Consider the following 25,187-nt stretch of genomic DNA (forward strand, 5'->3'; position numbering starts at 1 on the left):
TCCTCCGATCAGCCGACCACATCGGTCAGTTCGGCCGGCACGTCACCCAGGTCAGCGTAGGGTCCCACGACCGACCCGGCGAGCGGCCGGGTGAGCAGTTCGCCGGCCAGCGCGGCGACCTGACCGGCCTCGACGGCGTCGATGCGGTCCAGGGTCTGCTCGACGGTGAGGTAGTCGCCGTAGGCGAGCTCGCCCTTGCCGATGCGCGACATCCGCGAGCTGGTGTCCTCCAGACCCAGCACGAGCCCGCCACGCAGCTGGCCCTTGGCCCGCGCGATCTCGGCGTCGGTCAGGCCGTGCGCGGCCACCTCGGTGAACACCTCACGGACCACTTTGGACACTTCGCCGAGCCGGTCGGGCTGGCAGCCCGTGTAGACCGACAGGTGCCCGGTGTCCGCATAGGACGCGACGGAGGTGTAGACCTGGTAGGCGAGTCCGCGCCGTTCCCGCACTTCCTGGAACAGCCGCGAGCTCATCCCGCCGCCGAGCGCCGCGTTGAGCACGCTCAACGTCCAGCGCCGCGGGTCGTGCCGGTCGAGGGCACGCACGCCCACCATCAGGTGGGCCTGCTCGGTGTCGTCGCTGTGCAGCACCAACCGCGGCCCGCGTGGCATCCGGGCCCGGCCGGCACGCACCGGCTCGGGCGCGCCGGAACCGGCGAGGCGATCACCCAAAGCCTTGCGCGCCAACCGGAGCACGTCGGTGTGGGTGATGTTGCCGGCCACCGCGAGCACCATCTTCGGCAGCGTGTAGCGGCGCCGGTAGAAGCCGTTCAACGCCGTGCGGGTCATGCCGGTGATGGACTCCTCGGTGCCCAGCACCGGCCGGCCCAGCGCGTGCTCGCCCATCAACGCCGTGCAGAACGCGTCGTGCAGCAGGTCCTCGGGGTCGTCGTCGCGCATGGCGATCTCCTCGAGCACGACGCCGCGCTCGATCTCCATGTCGCGCTCGGTGAGCAGCGCGTCGAACACCACGTCGCACACCAGGTCCACCGCGAGCGGCAGGTCCTCGTCGAGGACGTGCGCGTAGTAGCAGGTGTGTTCCTTGGCGGTGAACGCGTTCAGCTCGCCGCCGACCGCGTCGATCTCCTCGGCGATCCGGGCCGCGTCGCGCTTCTTGGTGCCCTTGAACAGCAGGTGTTCCAGGTAGTGCGCGGCTCCGGCGACCTTGGCCGGCTCGTCGCGCGAGCCGATGCCCACCCAGATGCCGACCGACGCCGAACGCACGCCCGGCACCTGCTCGGTGATCACCCGCAGCCCGCCGGGCAGCACCGTGCGCTTGACCACGCCGCCTTCGGCCCGTTCCAGGACCGTTGTCTTGTTCATGAGCCCGTTGTCTTGTTCATGTCCCCGTGCCCCGCTAAGCGAGACGCGGCCGCGGGACGTGCCCGCGACCGCGCTCGAACCTGCTTGTCACACCTGGATCGTGCTCGTCACGCCTCGGCGGGTGCCTCGGCCGGGGCGTCGGCCGGCTTCTCGGCTTCGTCTTCCTTCACCGGGACGAGGCTGATCTTGCCGCGCTGGTCGATGTCGGCGATCTCGACGCGGAGCTTGTCGCCGACCTTCACCACGTCCTCGACCTTGCCGATGCGCTTGCCGTTGCCCAGCTTCGAGATGTGGACGAGGCCGTCCTTGCCGGGCAGCAGCGAGACGAACGCGCCGAACGCCGCGGTCTTGACCACGGTGCCCAGGAAGCGCTCGCCGATCTTCGGCAGCTGCGGGTTGGCGATCGCGTTGATCATGTCGATCGCCGCGTCGGCCGAGGGGCCGTCGGAGGCGCCGACGTAGATCGTGCCGTCGTCCTCGATGGAGATGTCGGCACCGGTCTGCTCGGTGATCGAGTTGATCATCTTGCCCTTCGGGCCGATGACCTCGCCGATCTTGTCGACCGGGATCTTCACGCTGGTGACGCGCGGCGCGAACGGGCTCATCTCGTCGGGGCTGTCGATCGCCTCGGCGATGACCTCGAGGATGGTGAACCGGGCGTCGCGGGCCTGCGACAGCGCGGCCGCGAGCACCTCGGACGGGATGCCGTCCAGCTTGGTGTCCAGCTGCAGCGCGGTCACGAACTCCTTGGTGCCGGCAACCTTGAAGTCCATGTCACCGAACGCGTCCTCGGCGCCGAGGATGTCGGTCAGCGCGACGTAGCGCATCTCGCCGTCGACCTCGTCGGAGACCAGGCCCATCGCGATGCCCGCGACCGGCGCCTTCAGCGGCACACCGGCGTTGAGCAGCGACAGGGTGGACGCGCAGACCGAGCCCATCGACGTCGAGCCGTTGGAGCCCAGCGCCTCGGAGACCTGCCGGATCGCGTAGGGGAACTCGTCGCGCTTGGGCAGCACCGGCACCAGGGCACGCTCGGCGAGCGCGCCGTGGCCGATCTCGCGCCGCTTCGGCGAGCCGACGCGGCCGGTCTCACCGGTGGAGAACGGCGGGAAGTTGTAGTGGTGCAGGTAGCGCTTGTGCGTCTCCGGCGACAGCGAGTCGATCTGCTGCTCCATGCGCAGCATGTTCAGCGTGGTGACACCCAGGATCTGGGTCTCGCCGCGCTCGAACAACGCCGAGCCGTGCGCGCGGGGCACCGTGGCGACCTCGGCGGACAGCGCCCGGATGTCGGTCAGGCCGCGGCCGTCGATGCGCACCTTGTCCCGCAGGATGCGCTGGCGGACCAGCTTCTTGTTCAGCGAGCGGAAGGCCGCGCCCAGCTCCTTCTCGCGGTCCGTGAACTCCTCGCGGGCGCCGAGGGTCTCGAGCACGCCGGCCTTGATCTCGTCGATGCGCGACTCGCGCTCCTGCTTGCCGGCGATGGCCAGGGCCGCCGCCAGGTCGGCCGACGCGACCTCGGTGACCGCGGCCAGGGCATCGTCCTGGTAGGCCGGGTACACCGGGAACTCGCGGGTCTCCTTGGCCGCCGCGGCGGCCAGCTGCGACTGCGCCTCGCACAGCACCTTGATGAACGGCTTCGCGGCCTCCAGGCCGGACGCCACGACCTCCTCGGTGGGCGCCTGCGCGCCGGCACCGACCAGCTCGATGACGTTCTCGGTGGCCTCGGCCTCGACCATCATGATCGCGACGTCGCCGGAGGGGACGACACGGCCCGCGACGACCATGTCGAACACGGCCTTCTCGAGCTGCTCGTGGGTCGGGAACGCCACCCACTGGCCCTCGATGAGGGCGACACGGACGCCGCCGACCGGGCCGGAGAACGGCAGGCCGGAGATCTGGGTGGACGCCGACGCGGCGTTGATCGCCACGACGTCGTACAGGTCCTGCGGGTTCAGGCTCTGCACGGTGATCACGACCTGGATCTCGTTGCGCAGGCCGTCCACGAAGGACGGGCGCAGCGGGCGGTCGATGAGCCGGCAGGTCAGGATCGCGTCCGTGGACGGACGGCCTTCACGGCGGAAGAACGCGCCGGGGATGCGACCCACGGCGTACATGCGCTCCTCGACGTCCACGGTCAGGGGGAAGAAGTCGAAGTGCTCCTTCGGGTGCTTCGACGCCGTGGTGGCGCTCAGCAGCATGGTCTCCTCGTCGAGGTAGGCCACGACGCTGCCGGCGGCCTGCTTGGCCAGGCGCCCGGTCTCGAAGCGGATGGTACGAGTGCCGAACCGGCCGTTGTCGATGACGGCGGTCGTCTCGTGCACCGTGGATTCGGTGCTTGTCATGCAGTAACTCCTCGTTTGGCGGGCAGCGCGGTGCCATGCGGTGTGTGGGTTCCGCTCGCCTGCGACGAGGCCGGTCTTCGATCGAAGTCCCCGGGGTTTTGTCTCTCCCGGGAACCACTACCGAGGACCGGCGGAAGTCGTTCCCCGCGGCATGGCGGCGCGCGCCCTGTGTTTCGGTCTTAGGTCTTGTCGATTATGCGATGAGGGGGAGCGACCCGCTGGCCACTCCCCCTCCAAGTCATCGGCGCAGGCCGAGCCGCTGGATCAGCGACCGGTAACGCTCGATGTCCACCTTCTTCAGGTAGTCCAGCAGCCGGCGGCGACGGCCGACCAGCAGCAGGAGGCCCCGTCGCGAGTGGTGGTCGTGCTTGTGCTCACGGAGGTGCTCGGTCAGGCCGCTGATCCGCTTGGTCAGCAGCGCCACCTGCGCCTCCGGCGAGCCGGTGTCCTTCTCGTGGACGCCGTACTCGGTGAGGATGCTCTTCTTCTCGTCGAGGGACAGTGCCACCCGTTGTTCTCCTCTTGTTGATGTTCCGTGCGGCCCCTCACGGGCGGTTGCCGGAGGGAAGACGGTATCGGCCGCCACGGACCGCAGCCGAACCCAAACACCGAGGGTAGCAGGCGTGTGATCGCCCGTTCACAGCGGTCAGACGCCACTGAGGACACACCGGGCGACCGGCGTGTACACCGCCCCCTCGGCGGTGCGCGTGCTCGCCATGAGCACCACCTCGGTGGCCACCCACCACGGACTGGAGTAACCCTCCAGTGACTCCAACGCGGCGCGACCCCGTTCTTGTTCCTCCTGCTTCCAGCGGGCCAGCGTCAGGTGCGGTTTGTACGGCCGCTCGACGCCCGCGCCGGCTGCCCGCGCGAGCCGGTCCAGGGCGTCGTCGGCCTCGACGCCGGCCCAGCCGACCTTGGGGAACGTGCCGAACCCGTGCAGGCGCAGCCGCGGCGCGGCCAGGCCGTCGACCGCCTGGACGAGCCACTTGGTGCGGGCGACGGGATCGTCGCCGTCGCCGTAGAAACCGAGGGTGATGTGCCAGCCTGCGCGGGATTCCGCACGCAGGGGCGAGTCGAGCGGGCCCAGGGCCGCGGCCAGGTCGTCGAGGACCGGCTCGGGCGGCACCAGGGCGGTGAAAAGACGCGCCATTCAGGGGGTCTTCGCGGCGCGGCGGACCAGGTCGGCGATCTCGGGGAACCGGTCGTCGAGCAGTTCGGCGGCCTCGGTCAGCTCGGCCGGGTCGGAGATCCGGCGCAGGGCCAGGATGGCGGCGCGGTCGGAACGGCCGGCGTCGAGCGGGAACGAGTCCCGGCCCACCGTCGGGCGCGACTCGCGCACCTCGTCCAGCGCCTTCTGCAGTTCCTCCTTGCGCCCGGACGCGACGGCGGGGGTGAGCACCTTGCGCTCGAGCATGATCAGCCGGGCCAGCACGGCCGGGTTGCCGATCTTGGCGCGGCGACCGCTCATGACCTGGCTCAGCATGGGTGCGCTGATGCCCAGCACCTCGGCAAGGTTCGCCTGCGACACGTCGAACGCGACGACCAACCTGCGGACCCGGTCACCAAGCGGCTCGCCGTACCACTCGCGCTGCAGCGCGAGGTTCCGCTGGACGATCTTGTGTTCCTCCACGGTGCGCCTCTCCCCTGAGCGGGCCTGGTCGTGGGCCGCTGGATTCGCATCTTGCCAGTAACCGGCGGGAGCGTCGGGCGATTCGGGCACGTGTTCGCATCTGCACCGGGTGACCCGCGGTTCACCGACCGCGTTCGGCCAGCAGCGCCCTGGTCCGCGCCACGTCGTCGTGCATCTTCTCGACCAGGGCGGCGCTGTCCGGGAACTTCTCCATGCCACGCAGCCGGGCCACGAAGTCCAGGGCCACCCGCTGACCGTAGAAGTCCTCGTCGACGTCGAGCACGTAGGCCTCGACGCGGCGCTCGCGACCGGAGAAGGTCGGGTTGGTGCCGACCGAGACGGCGGCCTCGCGTTCCTTCCCGTCCGGCACCACGAACTTGCACGCGTAGACGCCGTCGGCCGGGACGGCCGCGTAGCGGGGCATGGAGAGGTTGGCCGTCGGGAAGCCCAGCTCGTGGCCGCGCCCGTCGCCCCGGACCACGATGCCTTCGAGCCGGTGCGGCCGGCCGAGCGCCGCCTCGGCGGCGACGACGTCGCCCGCGTCGATGCACGCCCGGATGTAGGTGGACGAGAACGTGATGCCCGCGTCCGCGGTGACCAGCGGCGCTCCCTGCGACACGAACCCGAACCGGCTGCCGAGGGTGCCCAGCAGCTCGACCGTGCCGGCCGCCTTGTGGCCGAACGTGAAGTTCTCGCCCACCACGACCGCGGAGATGTGGAGCTTGTCCACGAGGAACTCGTGCACGAACTCGTCGGCGGGCACCTTGGACAGCTCGGCGGTGAATGGCAGCACGCAGAACACGTCCACGCCGAGTTGCTCGACGAGCTCCGCCTTGCGCCGCAAGGTGGTCAGCTGCGCCGGGTGGCTGCCCGGGCGGACCACTTCGGACGGGTGCGGGTCGAAGGTGACCAGCACGCTCGGCAGGCCGCGCTCCTGCGCCAACTGCACCGCGCGGCCGATCAAGGCCTGGTGACCGCGGTGCACCCCGTCGAAAACGCCGATGGTGGCGACACAGCGCCCCCAGCCACCGGGCAGGTTGTCGAGCCCACGCCATCGCTGCACGAGATTGACCTTATTACGCCGGGCCGTGGTCGGGCGTGTGGGCGCGACCACGGCCACCGAGCCGCTCAGCCCGCGGGGGCCAGCACCACGCGGGTCTTGGCCGTGCGGCCCTCGTCGACCATGAGCGCGACGACGGTGCCGGTCGGGGCGAAGGCGCCGTAGACGCCGCCGATCCCCGCGGCCGGCAGCACCTTGCCGTGCGCCACCGCGACCGTCTCCAGCTGGTCGAGCTCGCGGCGCGGGAACGCCGCCGCCACCGCCGCGTCCAGGTCGTAGGACAGCTCCGGCTTCGCCTCGAGCTGCTCCAGCGTGCGTGCGGCGCGCAGGTCGAACGGGCCGACGGTGGTCCGGCGCAGGGCGGCGAGGTGCCCGCCGACGCCCAGCGCGCCACCGAGGTCACGCGCCAAGGCCCGCACGTACGTGCCCGACGAGCACTCCACGACGGCGTCCAGCTCGATCGCGTCCTCGGTGCGGCGCACGCCCAGCACGTCGAAGCGGTAGACCGTCACCGGCCGCGGCGGCAGCTCCACCTGCTCACCCGCGCGAACCCGCGCGTAGGCTCGCTTGCCGTCGACCTTGACCGCGCTGACCGCGCTCGGCACCTGCAGGATGTCGCCGGTGAGCTTGGCCACCTCGGCCGACACGGCGTCGTCGGGCACGGCGTCCAGCGCGGCTTTGTCCGCTGTGGACAGGACCTCGCCCTCGGCGTCGTCGGTGGTGGTCGAGGCGCCCAGCCGGATCGAGGCCAGGTAGGTCTTGCGGTCCAGGGCCAGGTGGCCGAGCAGCTTGGTCGCGCGCTCGATGCCGAGCACCAGCACGCCGGTCGCCATCGGATCCAGCGTGCCCGCGTGCCCGACCTTGCGGGTGCCCATGATCCGGCGCACCCGCGCGACGACGTCGTGCGAGGTCATCCCCTCGGGCTTGTCGACGACGACGAGGCCCGGCGGCACAGCTGTCCGCTTCGGGGTTTCCAGGCGTTCCGGGGTTCGGGGTGGCCGATGCTGAGGCACGACCGCGAATCCTGCCATGTGCCGGTCAGGCGCAAGCAGGCACGGGCGCGTCGAAGCGGGTGCGGTGGATCCGCACCGGGACCTGCTCGCCACGCGACTCCGCCGCGAACACCTCGGCCCGCGCCCGCCGCCACCACACCAGGCAGCGCCAGGAACCCAGCAGCAGCAACACGACCACCGACAGCAACGCCACCCGGTAGGACCCCGACGCCTGCAGCAGCACGCCGATCGCGAACGCCGACACGGTGATGGCGAGGAAGCCGCCCTGGTTCACCACGCCGGTCGCGGTGCCGACGCGGTGCATCGGGTTGTAGTCCCGTGCCAGCGCGAAGCCGATGCCGGACATCGGGCCGCCGAAGGCCAGCACGCTGAACGCCACGGTGAGCACCGGCACCGGCAGGTGCCCGCCCGGCCAGCCGAGCAGCACCGCCCAGGTGACGGCGGCGATCCCGAGGTAGCCGACCACCATCGGGATGCGGTGGTGCGGGTTGCGGGTGATCAGCTGCCCGATCACCGGGCTGCCGACGACGGTGGTCAGCACGAGCACGCCGAGCACCGAACTGGCCGCGGTCTTGGACAGGCCCTGGGCCTCGACGAGGTACGGGAAGCCCCAGAGCAGCCCGAGCACGGTCGGCGCGAACATCGTGGTGAAGTGCACCCAGAAGCCCAGCCGGGTGCCGGGCACGCGCCAGGTGCCCCGCACCGTCGCGGGCACCGCGCGCAGCGGCCCGGACGAGCGCTCCACCGGCTGGCCGTGCGGCACGTCCCGCACCCGCAGCAGCACCACCAGCGCGTAGCCCGCGGTCAGCGCGCCGGTGAGGGCGAACGTCGTGGTCCAGCCGACGGTGCCGAGCAGGCCGGTCAGCGGCAGCGTCGCAACCAGGTTGCCGCCGGCGCCGAGCGCGGCGGTGAGGAGTGCGACCAGGGAGTACCGCGCGGCCGGGAAGTGCGCGGCCACCAGGCGCAGCACGCTGACGAACGTCATCGCGTCGCCGACGCCGAGGACCGCGCGGGCGGCCAGGGCGAGCGGGTAGCTGGTGGCGACGGCGAAGAGGATCTGACCGGCACCCATCAACACGGCGGCGACGGTGAGCACGGCGCGCGGGCCGAACCGGTCGACGAGCAGCCCGGTCGGGACCTGCATCACCGCGTAGACGCCGATCTGCAGCACCGTGAAGACGCTGAGCGCGGTCGGCCCGAGGTGGAAGCGTTCGCCGGCTTGCAAGCCCGCGACGCCGAGGGAGGTGCGGTGGAACACGGCCAGCACGTAGACGGTGACGGCCGCTGCCCAGATGACCCATGGGCGACGAATGATGACGATCCTTTCCCTCGACACTTCTCCGCTACGGGCATCGATGGCCGCGGCATGATCGTTAGCAACGCTAAGCGTGTCCTCGGTCACCGCACGGCGCCGACGACCGCCCAGCGGCCGGATCGCGTGCGGGACACCACCGCAGCGAAGCGCAACACCATGAACGCCGCCAACCCCGTCCAAATTCCGGGCAGGCCCCAGTCGAACGCCAGCGACAGCCACACCAACGGCAGGAAGCCGAGCAGCGCCGAGCCGATGGTCGCCGTGCGCAGGAACGCCGCGTCCCCCGCGCCCAGCAGCACCCCGTCCAACGCGAACACCACGCCCGCGATCGGTTGCAGCAGAACGAAGAACCACCAGGCTTGCGGGATCTCGGCGAGCACGCCACCGTCCGAAGTGAACAGTCCGGGTAGGACACCGGCGAGCGCGCCGAACACCACGCCGAGCGCGATGCCGAACCACAACCCGTACCGCGTGATCTGCCACGCGAGCGCCTTGGCCGACCGGTCGTCCCCGCCGCCGAGCGCCGCGCCGACCAACGACTGCGCGGCGATGGCCAGCGAGTCGAGCACCAGCGCGAGGAACGACCAGAGCTGCCACACGACCTGGTGCGCGCCGACCGCCGCGGTCGAGGTGTGCGCCGCGGCCGCGGTCGCGGAGATCAGGCAGGCCTGGAAGGCCAGGCTGCGCAACACCAGGTCGCGACCGAGGCCGAGCTGGGCCAGCATCGTGCGCCCATTGGGCCGCAACGAGACACCCTCGGCGAGCAAGGCCCGCACGAAAAAGCCCGCCGAGATCACCTGCGCGGTCACGTTGGCGATGGCCGAGCCGGTCAGGCCCCAGCTCAGGCCGTGCACCAGGACCGGGCACAGGATCGCGGAGATCCCGTTGCCGGCGAGCACGTAGCGCAGTGGGCGCACGGTGTCCTGCACGCCGCGCATCCAGCCGTTGCCGGCCATGGTCATGAGGATCATCGGGATGCCGAGCACCGCGATGCGCAGCCAGCTCACCGCCGCGGCGGCGACCTCCTCGCTGCCGGCCAGCAGGCGCGCGACCGGCCAGGCGAGCAGTTCGCCCGCGACCAGGAGCACCAGGCCGACGGACAAGGCGAGCCACGTGGCCTGCACACCCTCGGCGACCGCGTCCGATCGCCGGCCCGCGCCGTGCAGCCGGGCCGCCCGGGCGGTGGTGCCGTAGGACAGGAAGGTCAGCTGCGTGGAGATCTGCGCGAGGACGACGGCGCCCACCGCGAGCCCGCCGAGCGCGAGCCCCCCGACGTGCCCGACCACGGCCGTGTCGACGAGCAGGTAGAGCGGCTCGGCGGCCAGCACGCCCAGCGCGGGCACGGCGAGCCCGAGCACGGTGCGGACCGGCGTCACAGCAACTCCCAGTAAGGTGCACTCAGGGCATGCGCCCCTGACAGGCACCACTGTATGGGTAAGGACCGACAATGGACAACGCCGATTACCTGGATGTCGCGCTCCGGTTGGCGAACGTCACAACGGTCGACATGCCGGCGCTGGCCGAGGCCCTGCACGACGAGCCGTGGTGGGCGACCCGCCTGACGCCGGCGGACGTGCGTGCCCTGCAACCGGTGGCCGACGGCCTGCGCCGCGCCCTGGCTGCCGCCGTCGCTTCGGATGCCGACGGCGTCCTGCGCGAGACGAACGCGCTGCTGGCCGCGCACCCGTTGCGCCCTAGGCTTTCCGGCCACGGCGACCGGTGGCACGTGCACGTCGCGGACCCGGACGAGGCGCCCGCGGGCGAGGTAGCAGCGGCGGCCTCGTGGGGCTTGGCGCAGGCGGTCGTGCACCACGGGCTGACCCGTTTCGGCGCGTGCGCGGCGCCGGAGTGCGGCAAGTACTTCCTGGACACGTCGACCAACCGCGCGAAGCGGTTCTGCTCGGCCAGGTGCGCCAACCGGGTGCACGTAGCCGCCTTTCGCTCACGGCAACGCGACTGACCTCGTGTCATCTGATCGTGGCGGTAGCCGAGCGGATACAGTCGAGGCATGACCGCGGAGCCGATCGACTTCCGCCGCCAATACACGGTGGCCGAGTTCGCTGCGCTGCCCGAGGACAACAGCGCCCGCTACGAGCTTGAGGAAGGCCACCTCGTCGTGTCGCCACGACCGTCAAATGCGCACACAAAGGTGATCTTCAGGCTGTGCGAGCAGATCGAGGCTCAACTCCCGGCGGATCTGACGACGATGTCCGAGGTCGATGTTGATCTTCAACTTTCCGTTCCCGTGGTGCGCATACCCGACATCGTCGTCGTGCCGGCAATCCTTGAAGACGCGAAACGAATGGTCACAGCCGCCGACGTTGTTCTGGTGATCGAGGTCATCTCGCCGGGTTCGGTGCGCACGGACACGAAGGTCAAACCCTTGGAGTATGCCGACGCCGGCATCCCGAGCATGTGGCTGATCGATCAGGATCGACCCGTCAGCGCAACCATCCTTACCTCGATCGACGGTGAGTACGAGGAATCCCAGCGGGCCGAGCACCGCTTCTCCGTCCTCGAGCCGTTGCCGTTGACCATCGATCTGGACAAGCTGCGGCGATCACCCGATCGCGGCTAGCACCTCGGCGACGGCTTCCGCTTCCGTCCCGGCCACGCTGAACCCGGCGGCCAACCGGTGCCCGCCACCCCCACGCGACACCGCGATCTCCCGCACGTCCACCGCCCCTACGGCACGCAGCGACACCGCCCACTGCCCTGGCCGCAGCTCCTTCAACACCGCGCACACCTCGGCTTCCCGCGCCGTGCGCACGATGTCCACAACGGACTCCGCCTCGTCCGGTCCGATACCGGCGACGTCGTCGTTGCGCACCACCGTGTAAACCAATCCGCGCCCACCCGCGGCCTCGGGCAGCAACACCGCGCGGCCCAGCACCGACGACAGCATTCCCAGCCAGGCAAACGAATGCGAGCCGGTCAACGACCGGGTCAGCGACGCCGTGTCCACCCCGGCTTCGACGAGCCGGGCCGCTCGCAGGTGCGTCGAAGGTGTGGCCCGTTGGAAGCCGCTCGTGTCCGTGACCAGCCCGGCGTACAGGCACCGCGCCACCGCGGCATCCACCGGCTCGCCGAGGCGGTCCAGCAAGTCCAGCACCAGCACGACGGTCGCCTCGGCGCTCCCGTCGACGAGGTGGTGCGTGCCGAAGAACGTGTTGGACACGTGGTGGTCGATGACCAGGGTCGCCCGCGCCGTCGCCATGTGCTCGGCCAGCGACCCGAGCCGGTCCAGGCTCGAGGTGTCCAGCGCGACCACCAGGTCGGCCGCCGAAACGCGCGAAGGCGGCACCAGCAAGCCCTCGGTGTCCAAGCCGGCCAACGATTCCGGCACCGAAGCGGGCTCGGCGAACGACACCGCCACCCGAACGCCACGACGCCGCAACACCATCCCCAACGCGAGCGCGCTACCGATCGTGTCGGCGTCGGGGTTGATGTGGGCGATCAGCAACGCGTCCTGCGTGGCGTTCAGCAGGTCCACCGCGGCGGTCCACTCGGCTTCGGTCGGCATCTCACCCACCGGCCGGTGTCCTGGTCGCCGGCGAGCCCAGGTGCGTGCCGACGAACCGCAACGCGTCCGGCAGCACCCGCAGCCAGTACGCGGCCTCGTGCGCGCCGCTGCTGATCGCGGCCACGGCCGGGTGCGCGGCGTCGATCAGGGAACGGGTCGAGGTGATGAACGAGTCCTCCGTGCCACACCACACACCCAGCGGCACGCCCTTGATCTCGTTGATGTGCCGCAACGGTTCCTTGGCCTCCCACAACCCCGAATCCGGGAACACGCCGCGGGAACCGGCCTCCGCCCAGGTGCGGAACAACGCCGGGCTGAGCAGGGCCGCCACCGGGGTCCCCCGTTGCCGCCGGACGTAGTTCAGCGCCCCGAAGCCACCCATCGAGACGCCGAGCACCCCGCACGGCGACTTGCGCAGCCCGCGCTTCGCCAGCCAGCCGGGCACTTCCTCGGTGAGCATGCGCTGCGGGTCGTCACCTGATCGACTGGCCACCCAATAGGAGTCCTTGCCGCCGTCGACCGCGAGCACCGCGAACGGCGGCACGCCGGACTGGTGCGCCGCGGTGAGGAACCGGGGCAGGCCGAGGTCGAGCCACGACCGGGCGTTGCCGCCCCTGCCGTGCAGGACAAGGCAAACCGGCAGCCCCTTCGGGTCGACCCCCTCCGGCGTCATCGTGATCACGTCGACGTCGGTGTCGCGGGCCGCGGAGTGCTCGCGGCCGGTGTGCACGGGGCCGGCGGGTACGTCGGGCACGGTGCCGTCCGGGCCGGTCATGCCCAGGGCGCGGCGCAGGCTCGGACCGCCCGGCAGCACGTCGGTCACCACACCGGCGCCGATCCCGGCCACGCCGAGTCCGGCGCCGAGCCCACCGAGCAACAAGGCCCGGCGCTTGACGGTCATCGTCACCCCCACCTCAGCTGTCCGGCTTATCTGATCACACCGCCGAGGAACCGCAGTGCGTCGGGCAGCACGCTGCGCCAGTAGGCCGGATCGTGTCCACCGCTGGTGAACTCGTCGACGCTGGTACGACCGCCGGCGACCAGCTCCTTCGCCGCGGGCAGGAACGGATCGCTTGTGCCGCACCAGACTCCGAGCGCGCCCTGCAGGTCGTCGAGGTGGCGCAGTGGCTCGGTGGCCGCCCACTGGCCCTCGCTCGCGAACACGTGGCGCGCGCGGGCTTGTGCCCAGTCGGTGAACAACGCGGGGCTCAGCACCGCCGCGCTCGGCGGACCGGGCACCGCGCGCACGTAGTTGAGCGCGCCGTAGGCCCCCATGGAGATGCCGAACGCACCGGACGGGCTCTCGATCAGCCCGAACTCGGCCAGCCAGCCGGGCACCTCGTCGGCCAGCATCTTCTGCGGGTCGTCACCCGGATCGCCTGCGACCCAGTAGGAATCGCCGCCGTCGACCGCCAGCACCGCGAACGGCGCGACCCCGTCCTCGACCGCGGCCGCCAGCATCGCGGGCACGCCGAGGTCGAGGAAGAACCCCGCGGTGGCACCGCGGCCGTGCAGGGCGAGGACCACCGGCAGCCGCTCGACCCGGTCGCCCGGGAACATGGCGATGACCCGCACCCCGCGCCCGCGCGCGGCCGATTGGCGTTGCACGTCGATCACCAGCGGTTCGCCCGCGCGTGCGGGTGGCATGGACGTGGACTTGGTCGTGGACCTGGTTGAGGACGCGACCGGGGTCGACGGTCGCGGTCGGGCCGGATCGCCGGTGCACGCGGCGACGCCCAGCCCGGCCCCGCCGAACAAGAGCGCCCGCCGCGAGGTTGCTCCCATCAGACCAATCTAGTCCGCCAGGCGGTCCGGAGTCGGGCTGTTGCGCCCTTTGTCGGTCTTTCGCGATATACGGTCCCTCCAGGTGGATCTCTGACAGTTCCTCGGGAGGACTGTGCGATGACGAAGAAGATCAGCAGGCGCGCGGCGCTGGGGTTGGCGGGCGGGGTCGCGGTGGGGGCCGCGACGATCGGCCTGAGCACGGCGGACGCGGCACGCCGGGGCAAAGGCGACGGCAAGGGCGACGGCAAGGGTGACGGCGCGGGCGGTGCGCAGCCGCGGGCGGCCGGGCCGTGGGTGCGGTTGGCGGTCGTGACCGCGAACATCGGGCGCAAGCACCTCGACCAGCGCGAAGCCGCGATCACCGCGGTCCGCCACCAATCCGACGGCACGCCGCCGATGGTCGGCTGGCAGGAGATCGGCGAAGGCCCGAACGACACCGGCGAGCCGTCGATGATCCGGCAGCACTTCGGCGACCAGTACACCCACATGTTCCTCAACGACCCGCAGTCGCCGCGCGAGCCGATCTCGGTTCCGCGGCCGTGGACGGTCGTCGGGCACACCAACGTGTTCGTGCACGAGGGCATCGCCGACATCACGCCGCCGCGGTGGATCAACGAGGTGGTCGTGCAGCACGAGACGATGCCGGACCTGCAGTTCGTCATCATGAACACCCACTACATCGCGCGCGCCTACGTCGGCCCGCAGCGCGACGACCTCAAGCCGTACTGGAACCACCACCACGACGTGCACGCCCAGCGCGTCCTGGAGCGCCACCAGAACCAGCACCTGCCGGTGATCTGGACCGCGGACACCAACCGCAACGACTACGGCACGGCCACCGGCTGGCAGGCCGAGGGCGCCGCCTTCGGCAGCGGCCTGGACCGCGTCGACTGGCTGACCACCAACAAGGTCGACATCGAGCTGCTCAACACCAACATCGTCCCGATGCACGTGGACGACGACCACAACGCGAAGGTCGCCATCTTCCGCATCCGTCTGGCGGCCTGATGAGAGCGCTGGCCGCGGCGGTCGTCACCCTCGCCGCCCTGGTGGTGGCCGTGCCGGGCACAGCCGCCGCGGCCGGCAGCCGACCCGTCTACTCCTACGCCGACGCCATCCGCGAGACCGTGTGGGTGGACACCGGCGCCGACGAGGACCGCGACGGCGTGCCCGATCGCGTGGCCGCCGACATCATCCGGCCGTCCGAACCGGCGGCGCGCGGCGATCGGGTGCCGGTGATCATGGACACCAGCCCGTACTACGCGTGCTGCGGCCGGGGCAACGAGGCGCAAAAGAAGACCTACGCCCCCGACGGTTCGCCGCTGGGTTTCCCGCTCTACTACGACAACTACTTCGTGCCACGCGGCTACGCCGTCGTGCTGGTCGACGAAGCGGGCACCAACCGGTCGTCGGGTTGTCCCAACGGCGCGGACGTGGCCGGCAGTTCGGTGGCGGTGATCAACTGGCTCAACGGGCGGGGTTCGGCGTACCGCAGCCTGACCGGCTCGTCGCGCGTGTCCGCCGACTGGTCCACCGGCGCCGTCGGCATGATCGGCAAGTCGGACGACGCGGCCCTGGCCATCGACGCGGCGGTCACCGGGGTGCCCGGCCTTCGCACCGTCGTGTCGATCGCGGGCGTGGGCAGCTACTACAACGTGTTCAATTCGGACGGTGCCTGGTACGGCTTCCCGCCCAACAACGGCAACCCGCCGGGGTTGCTGAACGAGCGAGCCGCCCAGTTGTGCAAACCCGTGCAGGCCGAGGAAAACGCGGCCGCCGGCACCACGGGTGACTTCAACCGCTACTGGCGCGGCGTCGACTCGGACCTCGACGCGAACCGCATCCGCGCAAGCGTTTTCGCGGTCCAGGGCTTCGGTGACCTCGCAGTCTCACCCCGCCAGTTCGGCGACTTCTGGTCGCGGCTTTCGGTGCCGCGCAAGGCCTGGGTGCACCAGGCGGGGCACGTCGACCCGTTCGACCTGCGCCGCGCCGAGTGGGTGGAGACCCTGCACCGGTGGTTCGACCACTGGCTGCTCGGGGTGGACAACGGCATCGACCGCGAGCCGGCGGTGAAGGTGGAGACGAGCGTCGACCACTGGGTCGACCTGCCCACGTGGCCGCCGCCGGGCACCCGTGACACGCGGTGGGAGCTGGGCGCGGGCCAGGTGACGATCACCGACGATCCATCGCTCGACCGGTACCAGTGGGCGGCCGACCCGGACCAGCCATCACCTGCTCGGGCCGTCGTGATGGGTGCGCCGTTGACCGCACCGCTGCACCTGGCCGGAACCGGGTCGATCAGTTTGACCGTCCGCTCCAGCAAGCCGGTGGCGCGCCTGGGTGCGGAGCTCGTCGACTACGGCCCCGCCACCGTCCGCGACGACCTCGGCCAGGGCGCCGGCATCCGGACCCTGAGCACCCGGTCCTGCTGGGGCGCGAGTGCACCCGGCGACAGTGCTTGCTACCTGGACACCACCACCGCGACGGTCCCGGTGGACCACGAGGTGGTGTCGGCGGGCTGGGCGGACCTCGGCCACTGGCGAACCCTGCGCCGTGGCGAGCCGCTGGCCCCGGATCGCTTCTACACCATGCGTTTCACACTGACCACTGTGGACCACACGGTGGCTACCGGACACCGGTTGGCAATCGTGGTCGGCGGCACGGATGCGTGGCAGTTCCTGGCCCCCATCGACCCGCCCACGCTGACCATCGATCTGGCCCGCAGCTCGATCACGTTCCCGACCACCCGCTGAGCACACGGCTGCACGGCCCCAACCGGGACCGTGCAGCCGACGAGCACACCGCTTCTCACATGTTGATCCTGCGCCGCCTCTCGGCCGGGGACTTGTCCGGGACGTACTCGGAGAGCTTCGAGAGCGTGTGGAACGCGGCCAAGCCGCCGACCTGGTAGGGAGGAAGCCAGGGCCACCGCACCGACTACTACCACGACCCGAGCGCCCCGAAGGCGAACGGCATCGTCGTCGCGGTCACCGCGTTCGTCCAAGACGAGCAGGGCCGCATCCTTATGATCCGTCGCACTGACAACGACCTCTACGCCATCCCCGGCGGAGGCCAAGAGATCGGCGAGACGATCACGCAGACCGTGGTGCGCGAGGTCAAGGAAGAGACCGGGATCGACGTCGAAGTCATCGGCCTCATCGGCATCTACTCCGACCCGGGCCACGTTATCGAGTTCAGCGACGGCGAGGTGCGCCAGGAGTTCTCAATTTGCTTCCGAGCCCGACAGGTCGGCGGTGAGCTGGCGACAAGCAACGAGAGCAAGGAAGTCATCTGGGTGGAGCCAGGCGCCATTGGTCAGCTTAAAGTTCATCCGTCGATTCATTTGCGAATCGAGCATGGTCTATCGATTACTAACACTCCATACTTCAAGTAACCATGGTTTTGCGCATCATTTCAATGGTTGTCCGATGAGCTCCCCAGCTCGGCTCGCCTCAAACGCTCCTCTATCTCAGTGACTATCGGGTCAAGCTTATTTGCGAGCTCAATGGATGTTGAAGCCTTTATATCGATATCCACATATCGATATTGAAGGTATACCGTCGGAGGTGCATCGTCGAACACTATCGGGTACTTTCCACCTGCGTGCTGCCCGAGGGCGTAGCGGACCACCTCCAACGTCTGAACAGTCGAGAACCCTGGGCTCGCTAACGGAGGCCGCAGACGGAAAGCGATCCGCACCTCCTTTTCGAGGTCCCAGTACCGCTTGAGGCACTCGTCCACGCGGAGGTGTATCTCTCTGAGGCGCGCATTACCGACTTCTTCAGTTGCAAGTTCTCCCAGTTCAGCGATTGAGGACAACTGGATATTTGTCTTGGTTGCAGCGTCAATCGCGCCGCTTTGAAATCCACTCTCCGACAGAAGTATTCCTCTTTCCACTCCTGTATCAGTGACGATCTGCCGAAATGCCAATACGTGGAGCTTTGAAACTCGCTCCCGCCAAAGCTTACACTCGACAAACCATGTGAATGTGAGCCCTCCCGCTCGACCTTTTACAAGCACATCAACATCATGAGTGCTTCGCACACCTTGTACCCGCACATTCGTATCGGCCTCTAGGCCGGTTTCCCTGAAAAGGTTGGCAACCTGCTCTTGATAATCATACCAAGCGGCCCGTGACAAGCGTTCCTCCATTTTGTGCGATCGATCTCGGCTCTCCATCATGTGCCTATTACTACTGAACGTCTAGCGCTAGTGGTCGGCGTGTCGTGCGATCGCCAAGGCTTGTCTCTTCCCGACAGTTACGGCACACCGACGCCTGCCGAACTTGGCTCTAGGGGATCAAGGCGCGCCGCCTGCGGCGGCGCGCTGGTGCAGCTGCGTTCGGTCGGCCGCGCACTGCGCGGCACGGATCGGCCTACCGCTCCGCTCCCGGCCGCCCGGCCACGCGGCGCGCCGACCGTAGCCACCAGCTCCGTTCGCCGCCCCAGGCGACGCGCAGAGAACCAACATGCCCTCGCCGGGCGGGCAGGCCTCCAGGGAAGCTCACGAGCCAGCGAGGGCGGCGGTTCGTCTGGCTCCGTGCGGTGGCTTCCCCATCGGGAACCAGACTTGTGTGGGGTCACATATACAGACGCCTGCCCGGCCTCGCAGGCCGTCTACAGGCCGTATGAGGTCGGGCAGGCGTGAGAGCACGTGAGAACTGTCGAGAACGGATCCGCAGGTCAGCGGCTGGGCATGAACCGCGAGCCGAGGTCGACGACTCCTCTGATCACATGTTGATCATGTGGCCGGCGAGGCCGTGGATGGCTTCCTTGACGGCCTCGCTCAGCGTCGGGTGGGCGTGGATGTTGCGGCCCACCTCGTGCACCGTCAGGTCCCACTGCTGCGCCAGGGTCAGCTCCGGCAGCAGCTCGGTCACGTCCGGGCCGATCAGGTGCGCGCCCAGGATCTCCCCGTACTTCTTGTCGCTGAGGATCTTGACGAAGCCGTTCGGGTCGGCGAGGCCGTGGGCCTTGCCGTTCGCCGTGAAGGGGAACTTCTGGACCTGGACGTCGAAGCCCTTCTCGCGGGCCTGCTCCTCGGTCCAGCCGAAGCTCGCGACCTGCGGCTGGCAGTACGTCGCGCGCGGGACCATGACGAAGTCGATCTCCATGGTCTCGTGGTCGGCGATCGTCTCGGCGGCGACGACGGCCTGCGCTTCGGCCGCGTGCGCGAGCATCAGCTTGGCCGTCACGTCGCCGATGGCGAAGATGTGCGGCACGTTGGTGCGCCCGCGCCCGTCGATCGCGATGGCCTTGCGCTCGGTCAGCTGGACACCGGTGTTCTCCAGGCCGTAGCCCTCCACCCGCGGCTGGAAACCGATGGCGGACAACACCTTGTCCGCCTCGAGCACCTGCTGCTGCCCGTCCTTCGACACGGTCACGCGGACGCCCTCGCCGGACTCGTCGATCGACTCGACCTTGGTGCCCACCAGCACGTCGATGCCCAGCTTGCGGTAGCGGCGCTGCAGTTCCTTGGACACCTCGGCGTCCTCGAGCGGCACCATCCGGTCGAGGAACTCGACAATGGTCACCTTCACGCCGTAGTTGTGCAGCACGTAGGCGAACTCGACGCCGATCGCGCCCGCGCCGGCGATCACGATGCTGCCGGGCAGGTCCTCGCTCAGGATCTGCTCCTCGTAGGTCACGACCTTGTCGCTGACCTTCGTGCCGGGCAGCATCCGGGTGGTCGCGCCCGCGGCGATGATGCAGTGGTCGAACGTCACCGTCTCGGTGCCGCCGTCGGTCAGGCTCACCTCGATGGTGTGGTCGTCGGTGAACGAGCCGCGGCCGTTGAGCTCGGTGATCTTGTTCTTCTTCATCAGGAAGTGCACGCCCTTGACGCGCCCCTCGGCCACGGTGCGGCTGCGCCGGAACGCGGCGCCGTAGTCGAAGCTCACGGTGCCGTCGACCTTGATGCCGAACGTGTCCTGCTCCTGGGTGAAGACGTGCGCGAGCTCCGCGTTGCGCAGCAGCGCCTTCGACGGGATGCAGCCCACGTTCAGGCAGACCCCGCCCCAGTACTTCTCCTCGATGACCGCGGTCTTCTTGCCCAGCTGCGCGGCCCGGACCGCGGCGGTGTAGCCGCCAGGACCCGCCCCCAGCACGACGACGTCGAAGTGTGTGCTCATAACGCCCAATCTATGCGTTCACCCTCGAGTGACGCCCGTCGCATCTCCTGTGGACGACCCGTGTCGGGTTGGTCACGCGGAGGGTGGCCGGGGCCGGCGGCATCGTCGCCATGAACGCCCCGCGCACCCAATTACAACGCCCTGGACACGACATTCATTTCGGGAACGCCTCTTGTCAACCAACCGTGCCGGCGTGATCACCGGACGCACCTGCCGCATACCCGAGTGGACGTAGAAAGCGGTGGTGGGACGGGAAGACGATGGGCTGCCCCATCGTCAGGCAAAGGAGAACGACATGCGTCGCACAGTGGCGATCGCCGCCATGATGATCTTCGCCGGGCTCGGGCTGGCCGTGCCGGCCAGCGCGTACACCCCGTACCCGCCGGACTGCAGCGTCGCGCACCCGGTGGTCAACGGCTCCCCCGTGGCCAAGACCGACGTGATGACCTGCACCGGCAGAGAGGCGACCCAACACTGGCACCTGTACGTGGAGTGCTTCGGCCCTTGGCTCGACTCGGACGCCACCGGCAACTCCGTGGTCGGGAACGGTTCGTCGACGGCTTCGTGCCCGTGGGGCTACGCCCAGGGCCCGACGTTCGTCCCTGAGCCCTAGTAGCCGAACGCAGCGGGATCAGGTGAGTGGGCCGCATGACCCACTCACCGCCGCGTCAGTCCTCGTCGGACTCTTCGCGCGGCGCCTTGTACGGGTCCGGGTCGCCCGCGGGCTGGGCCTTCGCGGCCAGGGCGGCGACCTCCGCGTCCGCGGCGCGGGCGCGGGCGAGCAGGTCGTCCACCTGCTTCGCCGTCTCCGGGATGGTGTCCGCGACGAAGGTCAGCGTCGGGGTGAACCGGACGCCGGTGCCCTGGCCGACCTTGGTGCGCAGCACGCCGGTCGCAGCCGCCAACGCCGCCGCCACCCCCTGGAAGTCCGGCGCCACGTCGGGCTTGTCGCCGAAGACCGTGTAGAACACCGTCGCGTCGTGCAGGTCGCCGGTCACCTTCGTGTCCGTGACGGTGACGCCGTTGAGCCGCGGATCCTTGATCTCGTGCTCGATGGCGGTGGCCACGATCTGCGAAATGCGCTTGGCGAGCTTGCGGGCGCGGGCTGGGTCAGCCACGACGCACCCCTTTCCTTCTTGATCTATTCGTCGTCGGGGCCCAGCAGACGGTGCCGGGCCGAGAGCAACTGCAACTCGGGACGTGCGGCCACCAGGCGCTCGCACGAGTCGAGCACCGTGCGCACGTGACCGGCTTCGGCGGCGACCGCGGCGACGCCGATGAGGGCACGCCGGTGCAGGTCCTGGTGACCGGCTTCGGCGACGCTGACCTCGTACTTGCGCCGCAGTTCGGCGACCACCGGCCGCACGACGGATCGCTTTTCCTTCAACGAATGGACGTCGCCGAGCAGGACGTCCAGTTCCAGGGCACCCACGTACACGCCTGCATCACCGGGGATCGCTCGTAGTGGAAACCGGACCGGGACCGCCCACAGTGGACGGTCCCGGCCGGTTCGACCATCAGGTGCGGGGCTTCTCCCGCATCTCGTAGGTCTCGATCACGTCATCCACCCGGATGTCGTTGTAGTTGCCCAAGGTCATACCGCACTCGAAGCCCTCGCGGACCTCGGTCACGTCGTCCTTGAACCGGCGCAGCGTGCCGACGTTCAGGTTCTCCTGGACCACGACACCGTCGCGGATCAGGCGAGCCTTGGTGTTGCGGCGGATCTCGCCGGACATCACCAGGCAACCGGCGATCGTGCCGACCTTCGAGGAGCGGAACACGTCGCGGACCTCGGCCCGGCCGAGCTCCACCTCCTCGTAGATGGGCTTGAGCATGCCCTTGAGGGCCTGCTCGATCTCGTCGATGGCCTGGTAGATCACCGAGTAGTAGCGAACGTCGATGCCTTCGCGGTTGGCCTGCTCGGTGACCTTGCCCTCGGCGCGGACGTTGAACCCGAGGATGATCGCGTCGGACGCGATCGCCAAGTCCACGTTGGCCTTGGTGATGCCACCGACACCGCGGTCGATGACCCGCAGCTCGACCTCGTCGCCCACGTCGATCTTCGTGAGCGCGTCCTCCAGGGCCTCGACGGTACCGGAGTTGTCGCCCTTGATGATCAGGTTGAGCTGGCTGGTCTCCTTCAGCGCGGAGTCCAGGTCCTCGAGGCTGACCCGCTTGCGCCGCGAGGCGTTCGCGGCGTTGCGCATCCGGGCCGCGCGCCGCTCGGCGATCTGCCGTGCGGTGCGGTCCTCCTCGACCACCAGGAAGGTGTCACCGGCACCCGGGACCGACGTGAACCCGATGACCTGCACCGGTCGCGACGGGGTCGCCTCGGTGATGTCCTCGTTGTACTCGTCGACCATCCGGCGCACACGGCCGTAGGCGTCGCCGGCGACGATCGAGTCGCCGACGCGCAGCGTGCCGCGCTGCACCAGCACCGTGGCCACCGGGCCGCGACCGCGGTCCAGGTGTGCCTCGATCGCCACGCCCTGGGCCTCCATGTCCGGGTTGGCCCGCAGGTCCAACGCGGCATCGGCGGTCAGCGCGATCGCCTCCAGCAGGCCGTCGATGTTGATGCCCTGCTTGGCGGAGATGTCGACGAACATCGTGTCGCCGCCGTACTCCTCGGCGACCAGCCCGTACTCGGTGAGCTGCTGGCGGATCTTCTGAGGGTTCGCACCCTCCTTGTCGATCTTGTTGACCGCGACCACGATAGGCAGGTTCGCCGCCTGGGCGTGGTTGATCGCCTCCACCGTCTGCGGCATGACGCCGTCGTCGGCGGCCACCACGATCACCGCGATGTCCGTGGAGTTCGCACCACGGGCACGCATGGCGGTGAACGCCTCGTGACCCGGGGTGTCGATGAAGGTGATCAGCCGCTCGCGGCCGTCCACGATCGCCGGCACCTGGTAGGCACCGATGTGCTGGGTGATGCCACCGGCCTCGCCCTCGTGGACGTTGGCCTTGCGGATCGTGTCCAGCAGTCGCGTCTTACCGTGGTCGACGTGACCCATGACGGTCACGACCGGCGGCCGCGCCTCGAGGTCCTCTTCCTCACCGGCGTCCTCGCCGTAGGTGATGTCGAAGGAGTCGAGCAGCTCGCGGTCTTCCTCCTCCGGGCTGACGACCTGGACCTGGTAGTTCATCTCGCCGCCGAGGAGCTCGAGCACCTCGTCGGAGACGGACTGGGTCGCGGTCACCATCTCGCCGAGGTGGAACAGCACCTGCACCAGCGAAGCCGGGTTGGCGTTGATCTTGTCGGCGAAGTCGGTCAGCGAAGCACCGCGCGGCAGGCGAATGGTCTCGCCGCTGCCCTTGGGCAGACGCACGCCGCCAACCGACGGCGCCTGCATGTTCTCCATGTACTCCTGGCGCTTCTGGCGCTTGGACTTGCGGCCGCGCTTGCTCGGGCCGCCGGGACGCCCGAAGGCACCCGCCGCGCCACCACGGCCACCGCCGCCGCCACGGCCGCGGAAACCACCGCCGCCGCCGGCCGGGGCGCCGCCGCCACCGCCACCGGGACCGCCGCGGAAGCCGCCGCCTCCGCCGCCGCCACCACCGGGACGGAAGCCGCCACCGCCGCCACCGCCACCGCCACCGGGACCGCCGCGGAAGCCGCCGCCTCCGCCGCCACCACCGCGACCGCCGCCGGGGCCACCACGGGCACCGCCAGGACCGCCACCGGGGCCACCGCGACCGCCACCCGCGGGACGGGCGGGCCGGGGCGGCATCATGCCGGGGTTGGGCCGGGGCGGCATGTTGCCCGGGCTCGGGCGGGGACCGGCCGGAGCCGAACCGCCACGCGGGCCACCGGCGGGACGACCCTCACCGGGACGTCCGCCGCGCTCGCCACCAGGACCGCCACCGGGACGCGGGGCCGAGGGCCGCGGCGCGGCCGCGCCGCCACCACCGACGCCGAACGGGTTGTTGCCGACGCGCGGGGCACCCGGCCTCGGCTTGTGCCCCTGCGGCTTCGGCGGCACGACCGACGAACCGCCGCCGGTGCCACCACCCTGACCGGGCTTGGCCCCCGGCTTCGCTTGCGCGGCCGGGCGTTCCTCACGGGTCTGCGGACGCGGACCGGGCCGGACGCCGCCGGGCTTCGGGCCCGACTTGGTCGGGGCCTCGGCGGCCGCCGGGATCTCGGGAACCGCGGGGGTTTCCGCTGGTGCCTGGGTCTGGGCAGCCGCCGCGGGCGCCTGCTCGGCGACCGGTTCGGCGGCCGGCTTCGGCGCGGGCTTGGGGCCCGGACGCGGTCCGGGAGCCGGAGCCTGCCGGGCCGGGGCCGCGGAGTCGGCGGTGCCGGCCGTGCTGGTGGTGTTCGCGGAATCCGCGGGGCTCGCCGTGCTGGCGGTCGCCTGGGCGGCCGGAGCGGTCGCCGCTGCCGCGGTCTGCTTGCGTGGTGCGCCTGGCTTGGGGCCACCCTTAGCGGGGGACTTGCCGTTGCCGTCCGCGGCGTACGTCTCCTTCAGCCGCCGGGCGACGGGCGCCTCGACGGTGGACGACGCCGACTTGACGAACTCGCCCATGTCCTTCAACCGGGCCAAAAGTTCCTTGCTGGTAACGCCGAACTCCTTGGCGAGTTCGTGTACTCGAGCCTTGCCTGCCACTGCTCTCCTCGTCTGGGGAGGCCGGCGGCAAGACCGTCGACCTCGTTTATCGTCGCGCGTTCATGTCTTCAGCTTCACGGCTGACTCATGACGGGTCGACCTGCCTTCTGTGTTCCTGCTCAGTCCGGGTAGGTCCCGGACCGACTTGCGCGCTGAGCACCCGCGCCAGCCCTTCGGCCACAGCGGTGACGTCGAGCGGGCCGGGCACGCGCAACGCCCGGGGAAACGCTCGCCGTCGCTCAGCCATTCCGAGGCAGTCCGGATCCGGGTGGATCCAGGCGCCCCGGCCGTGGATGCGGCGCCGAAGATCGAGAACCAGGTTCCCGTCCACGACGGCCACGCGCAACAGCTCACCGGCCCGCGCCCGCGCTCGGCAACCGACACAAGTGCGCACCGGGCCGGAGCCGGGCGGGCATGCGGGAACCGTTCGTTGACGCTTGACCACGTCAAG

The 25,187-nt window shown here is 70.0% G+C and carries 24 protein-coding genes; 6 read left to right on the forward strand and 18 right to left on the reverse strand.

The window, feature by feature from the left end; genetic code table 11:
* Positions 1–8: 8 nt before the first annotated feature.
* The 9 genes from EV186_RS18115 to EV186_RS18155 form a co-directional block, all read right to left on the reverse strand.
* Positions 9–1,325 carry a M16 family metallopeptidase gene (locus EV186_RS18115; protein WP_133850509.1) on the reverse strand — a complete coding sequence of 439 codons (1,317 nt, stop codon included), beginning with the start codon at positions 1,323–1,325 and terminating at the stop codon, positions 9–11.
* Positions 1,326–1,432: 107 nt separating this feature from the next.
* Positions 1,433–3,667, reverse strand: coding sequence for a polyribonucleotide nucleotidyltransferase (locus tag EV186_RS18120; RefSeq protein WP_133850510.1), 2,235 nt, complete (start codon positions 3,665–3,667; stop codon positions 1,433–1,435).
* A gap of 238 nt (positions 3,668–3,905) precedes the next feature.
* Positions 3,906–4,175 (reverse strand): 30S ribosomal protein S15, encoded by a 270-nt coding sequence (gene rpsO, locus EV186_RS18125; RefSeq protein WP_133850511.1) that lies wholly within the window; start codon positions 4,173–4,175, stop codon positions 3,906–3,908.
* A 138-nt stretch (positions 4,176–4,313) separates the two neighbouring features.
* A complete protein-coding gene (gene thpR / locus EV186_RS18130; RefSeq protein WP_133850512.1) occupies positions 4,314–4,820 on the reverse strand; it encodes an RNA 2',3'-cyclic phosphodiesterase in 507 nt (168 codons plus the stop codon).
* Positions 4,821–5,300, reverse strand: coding sequence for an XRE family transcriptional regulator (locus EV186_RS18135; protein ID WP_133850513.1), 480 nt, complete (start codon positions 5,298–5,300; stop codon positions 4,821–4,823).
* A gap of 121 nt (positions 5,301–5,421) precedes the next feature.
* Complete coding sequence (locus EV186_RS18140; RefSeq protein ID WP_133850514.1) at positions 5,422–6,363, reverse strand: bifunctional riboflavin kinase/FAD synthetase; 942 nt, start codon at positions 6,361–6,363, stop codon at positions 5,422–5,424.
* A 65-nt stretch (positions 6,364–6,428) separates the two neighbouring features.
* Positions 6,429–7,274, reverse strand: a complete 846-nt coding sequence (gene truB, locus EV186_RS18145; RefSeq protein ID WP_243754202.1) for a tRNA pseudouridine(55) synthase TruB — start codon at positions 7,272–7,274, stop codon at positions 6,429–6,431.
* Between the two features lie 124 nt (positions 7,275–7,398).
* Complete coding sequence (locus tag EV186_RS18150) at positions 7,399–8,709, reverse strand: MFS transporter (RefSeq protein ID WP_243754124.1); 1,311 nt, start codon at positions 8,707–8,709, stop codon at positions 7,399–7,401.
* 62 nt (positions 8,710–8,771) lie between these two features.
* Positions 8,772–10,064, reverse strand: coding sequence for an MATE family efflux transporter (locus tag EV186_RS18155; RefSeq protein ID WP_243754125.1), 1,293 nt, complete (start codon positions 10,062–10,064; stop codon positions 8,772–8,774).
* 71 nt (positions 10,065–10,135) lie between these two features.
* Here EV186_RS18155 and EV186_RS18160 point away from each other — a divergent pair, with 71 nt between their 5' ends.
* Both EV186_RS18160 and EV186_RS18165 read left to right on the forward strand, forming a co-directional pair.
* A complete protein-coding gene (locus tag EV186_RS18160) occupies positions 10,136–10,648 on the forward strand; it encodes a CGNR zinc finger domain-containing protein (RefSeq protein WP_133850516.1) in 513 nt (170 codons plus the stop codon).
* Positions 10,649–10,696: 48 nt separating this feature from the next.
* Positions 10,697–11,266, forward strand: a complete 570-nt coding sequence (locus EV186_RS18165; RefSeq protein WP_133850517.1) for a Uma2 family endonuclease — start codon at positions 10,697–10,699, stop codon at positions 11,264–11,266.
* Here EV186_RS18165 and EV186_RS18170 read toward each other — a convergent pair.
* From EV186_RS18170 to EV186_RS18180, 3 genes are read right to left on the reverse strand one after another with little or no spacing between them, the layout of a single operon-like run.
* Positions 11,249–12,211: a DHH family phosphoesterase gene (locus EV186_RS18170; protein WP_133850518.1), complete on the reverse strand. Its 963-nt coding sequence runs from the start codon at positions 12,209–12,211 to the stop codon at positions 11,249–11,251. The two genes, EV186_RS18165 and EV186_RS18170, sit on opposite strands and share 18 nt — an antisense overlap.
* Position 12,212: 1 nt before the next feature.
* The gene (locus tag EV186_RS18175; protein ID WP_133850519.1) at positions 12,213–13,112 is read right to left on the reverse strand and encodes an alpha/beta hydrolase; all 900 of its coding nucleotides are present in this window, start codon (positions 13,110–13,112) and stop codon (positions 12,213–12,215) included.
* A 26-nt stretch (positions 13,113–13,138) separates the two neighbouring features.
* Positions 13,139–13,996, reverse strand: a complete 858-nt coding sequence (locus EV186_RS18180; RefSeq protein ID WP_133850520.1) for an alpha/beta hydrolase — start codon at positions 13,994–13,996, stop codon at positions 13,139–13,141.
* Between the two features lie 117 nt (positions 13,997–14,113).
* Here EV186_RS18180 and EV186_RS18185 point away from each other — a divergent pair, with 117 nt between their 5' ends.
* The 3 genes from EV186_RS18185 to EV186_RS18200 all read left to right on the forward strand — a co-directional run bounded on the left by EV186_RS18185 (position 14,114) and on the right by EV186_RS18200 (position 17,390).
* The gene (locus tag EV186_RS18185; RefSeq protein WP_133850521.1) at positions 14,114–15,004 is read left to right on the forward strand and encodes a hypothetical protein; all 891 of its coding nucleotides are present in this window, start codon (positions 14,114–14,116) and stop codon (positions 15,002–15,004) included.
* On the forward strand, positions 15,004–16,749 hold the full coding sequence (locus EV186_RS18190; RefSeq protein ID WP_133850522.1) for a CocE/NonD family hydrolase: 1,746 nt from the start codon (positions 15,004–15,006) through the stop codon (positions 16,747–16,749). The genes EV186_RS18185 and EV186_RS18190 overlap by 1 nt, the downstream gene beginning before the upstream one ends.
* 221 nt (positions 16,750–16,970) lie before the next feature.
* A complete protein-coding gene (locus tag EV186_RS18200; RefSeq protein WP_133850523.1) occupies positions 16,971–17,390 on the forward strand; it encodes an NUDIX hydrolase in 420 nt (139 codons plus the stop codon).
* Between the two features lie 20 nt (positions 17,391–17,410).
* Here EV186_RS18200 and EV186_RS18205 read toward each other — a convergent pair whose 3' ends face one another.
* A complete protein-coding gene (locus tag EV186_RS18205) occupies positions 17,411–18,148 on the reverse strand; it encodes a restriction endonuclease (RefSeq protein WP_166659226.1) in 738 nt (245 codons plus the stop codon).
* A gap of 577 nt (positions 18,149–18,725) precedes the next feature.
* Positions 18,726–20,126, reverse strand: a complete 1,401-nt coding sequence (gene lpdA, locus EV186_RS18210) for a dihydrolipoyl dehydrogenase (RefSeq protein WP_133850525.1) — start codon at positions 20,124–20,126, stop codon at positions 18,726–18,728.
* A gap of 295 nt (positions 20,127–20,421) precedes the next feature.
* Here lpdA and EV186_RS18215 point away from each other — a divergent pair, with 295 nt between their 5' ends.
* Positions 20,422–20,739: a hypothetical protein gene (locus EV186_RS18215; protein WP_133850526.1), complete on the forward strand. Its 318-nt coding sequence runs from the start codon at positions 20,422–20,424 to the stop codon at positions 20,737–20,739.
* Positions 20,740–20,794: 55 nt separating this feature from the next.
* On the opposite strand, the gene rbfA is transcribed toward EV186_RS18215, so the two are convergent.
* The 4 genes from rbfA to EV186_RS18235 form a co-directional block, all read right to left on the reverse strand.
* A complete protein-coding gene (rbfA, locus tag EV186_RS18220) occupies positions 20,795–21,244 on the reverse strand; it encodes a 30S ribosome-binding factor RbfA (RefSeq protein ID WP_133850527.1) in 450 nt (149 codons plus the stop codon).
* Between the two features lie 23 nt (positions 21,245–21,267).
* A complete protein-coding gene (locus EV186_RS18225; RefSeq protein WP_133850528.1) occupies positions 21,268–21,564 on the reverse strand; it encodes a DUF503 domain-containing protein in 297 nt (98 codons plus the stop codon).
* 79 nt (positions 21,565–21,643) lie between these two features.
* Positions 21,644–24,736, reverse strand: a complete 3,093-nt coding sequence (infB, locus tag EV186_RS18230; RefSeq protein ID WP_133850529.1) for a translation initiation factor IF-2 — start codon at positions 24,734–24,736, stop codon at positions 21,644–21,646.
* A gap of 85 nt (positions 24,737–24,821) precedes the next feature.
* Positions 24,822–25,181: a YlxR family protein gene (locus tag EV186_RS18235; protein ID WP_243754126.1), complete on the reverse strand. Its 360-nt coding sequence runs from the start codon at positions 25,179–25,181 to the stop codon at positions 24,822–24,824.
* Positions 25,182–25,187 lie beyond the last annotated feature (6 nt).

The organism is Labedaea rhizosphaerae (assembly GCF_004362825.1).
Classification (GTDB): domain Bacteria; phylum Actinomycetota; class Actinomycetes; order Mycobacteriales; family Pseudonocardiaceae; genus Labedaea; species Labedaea rhizosphaerae.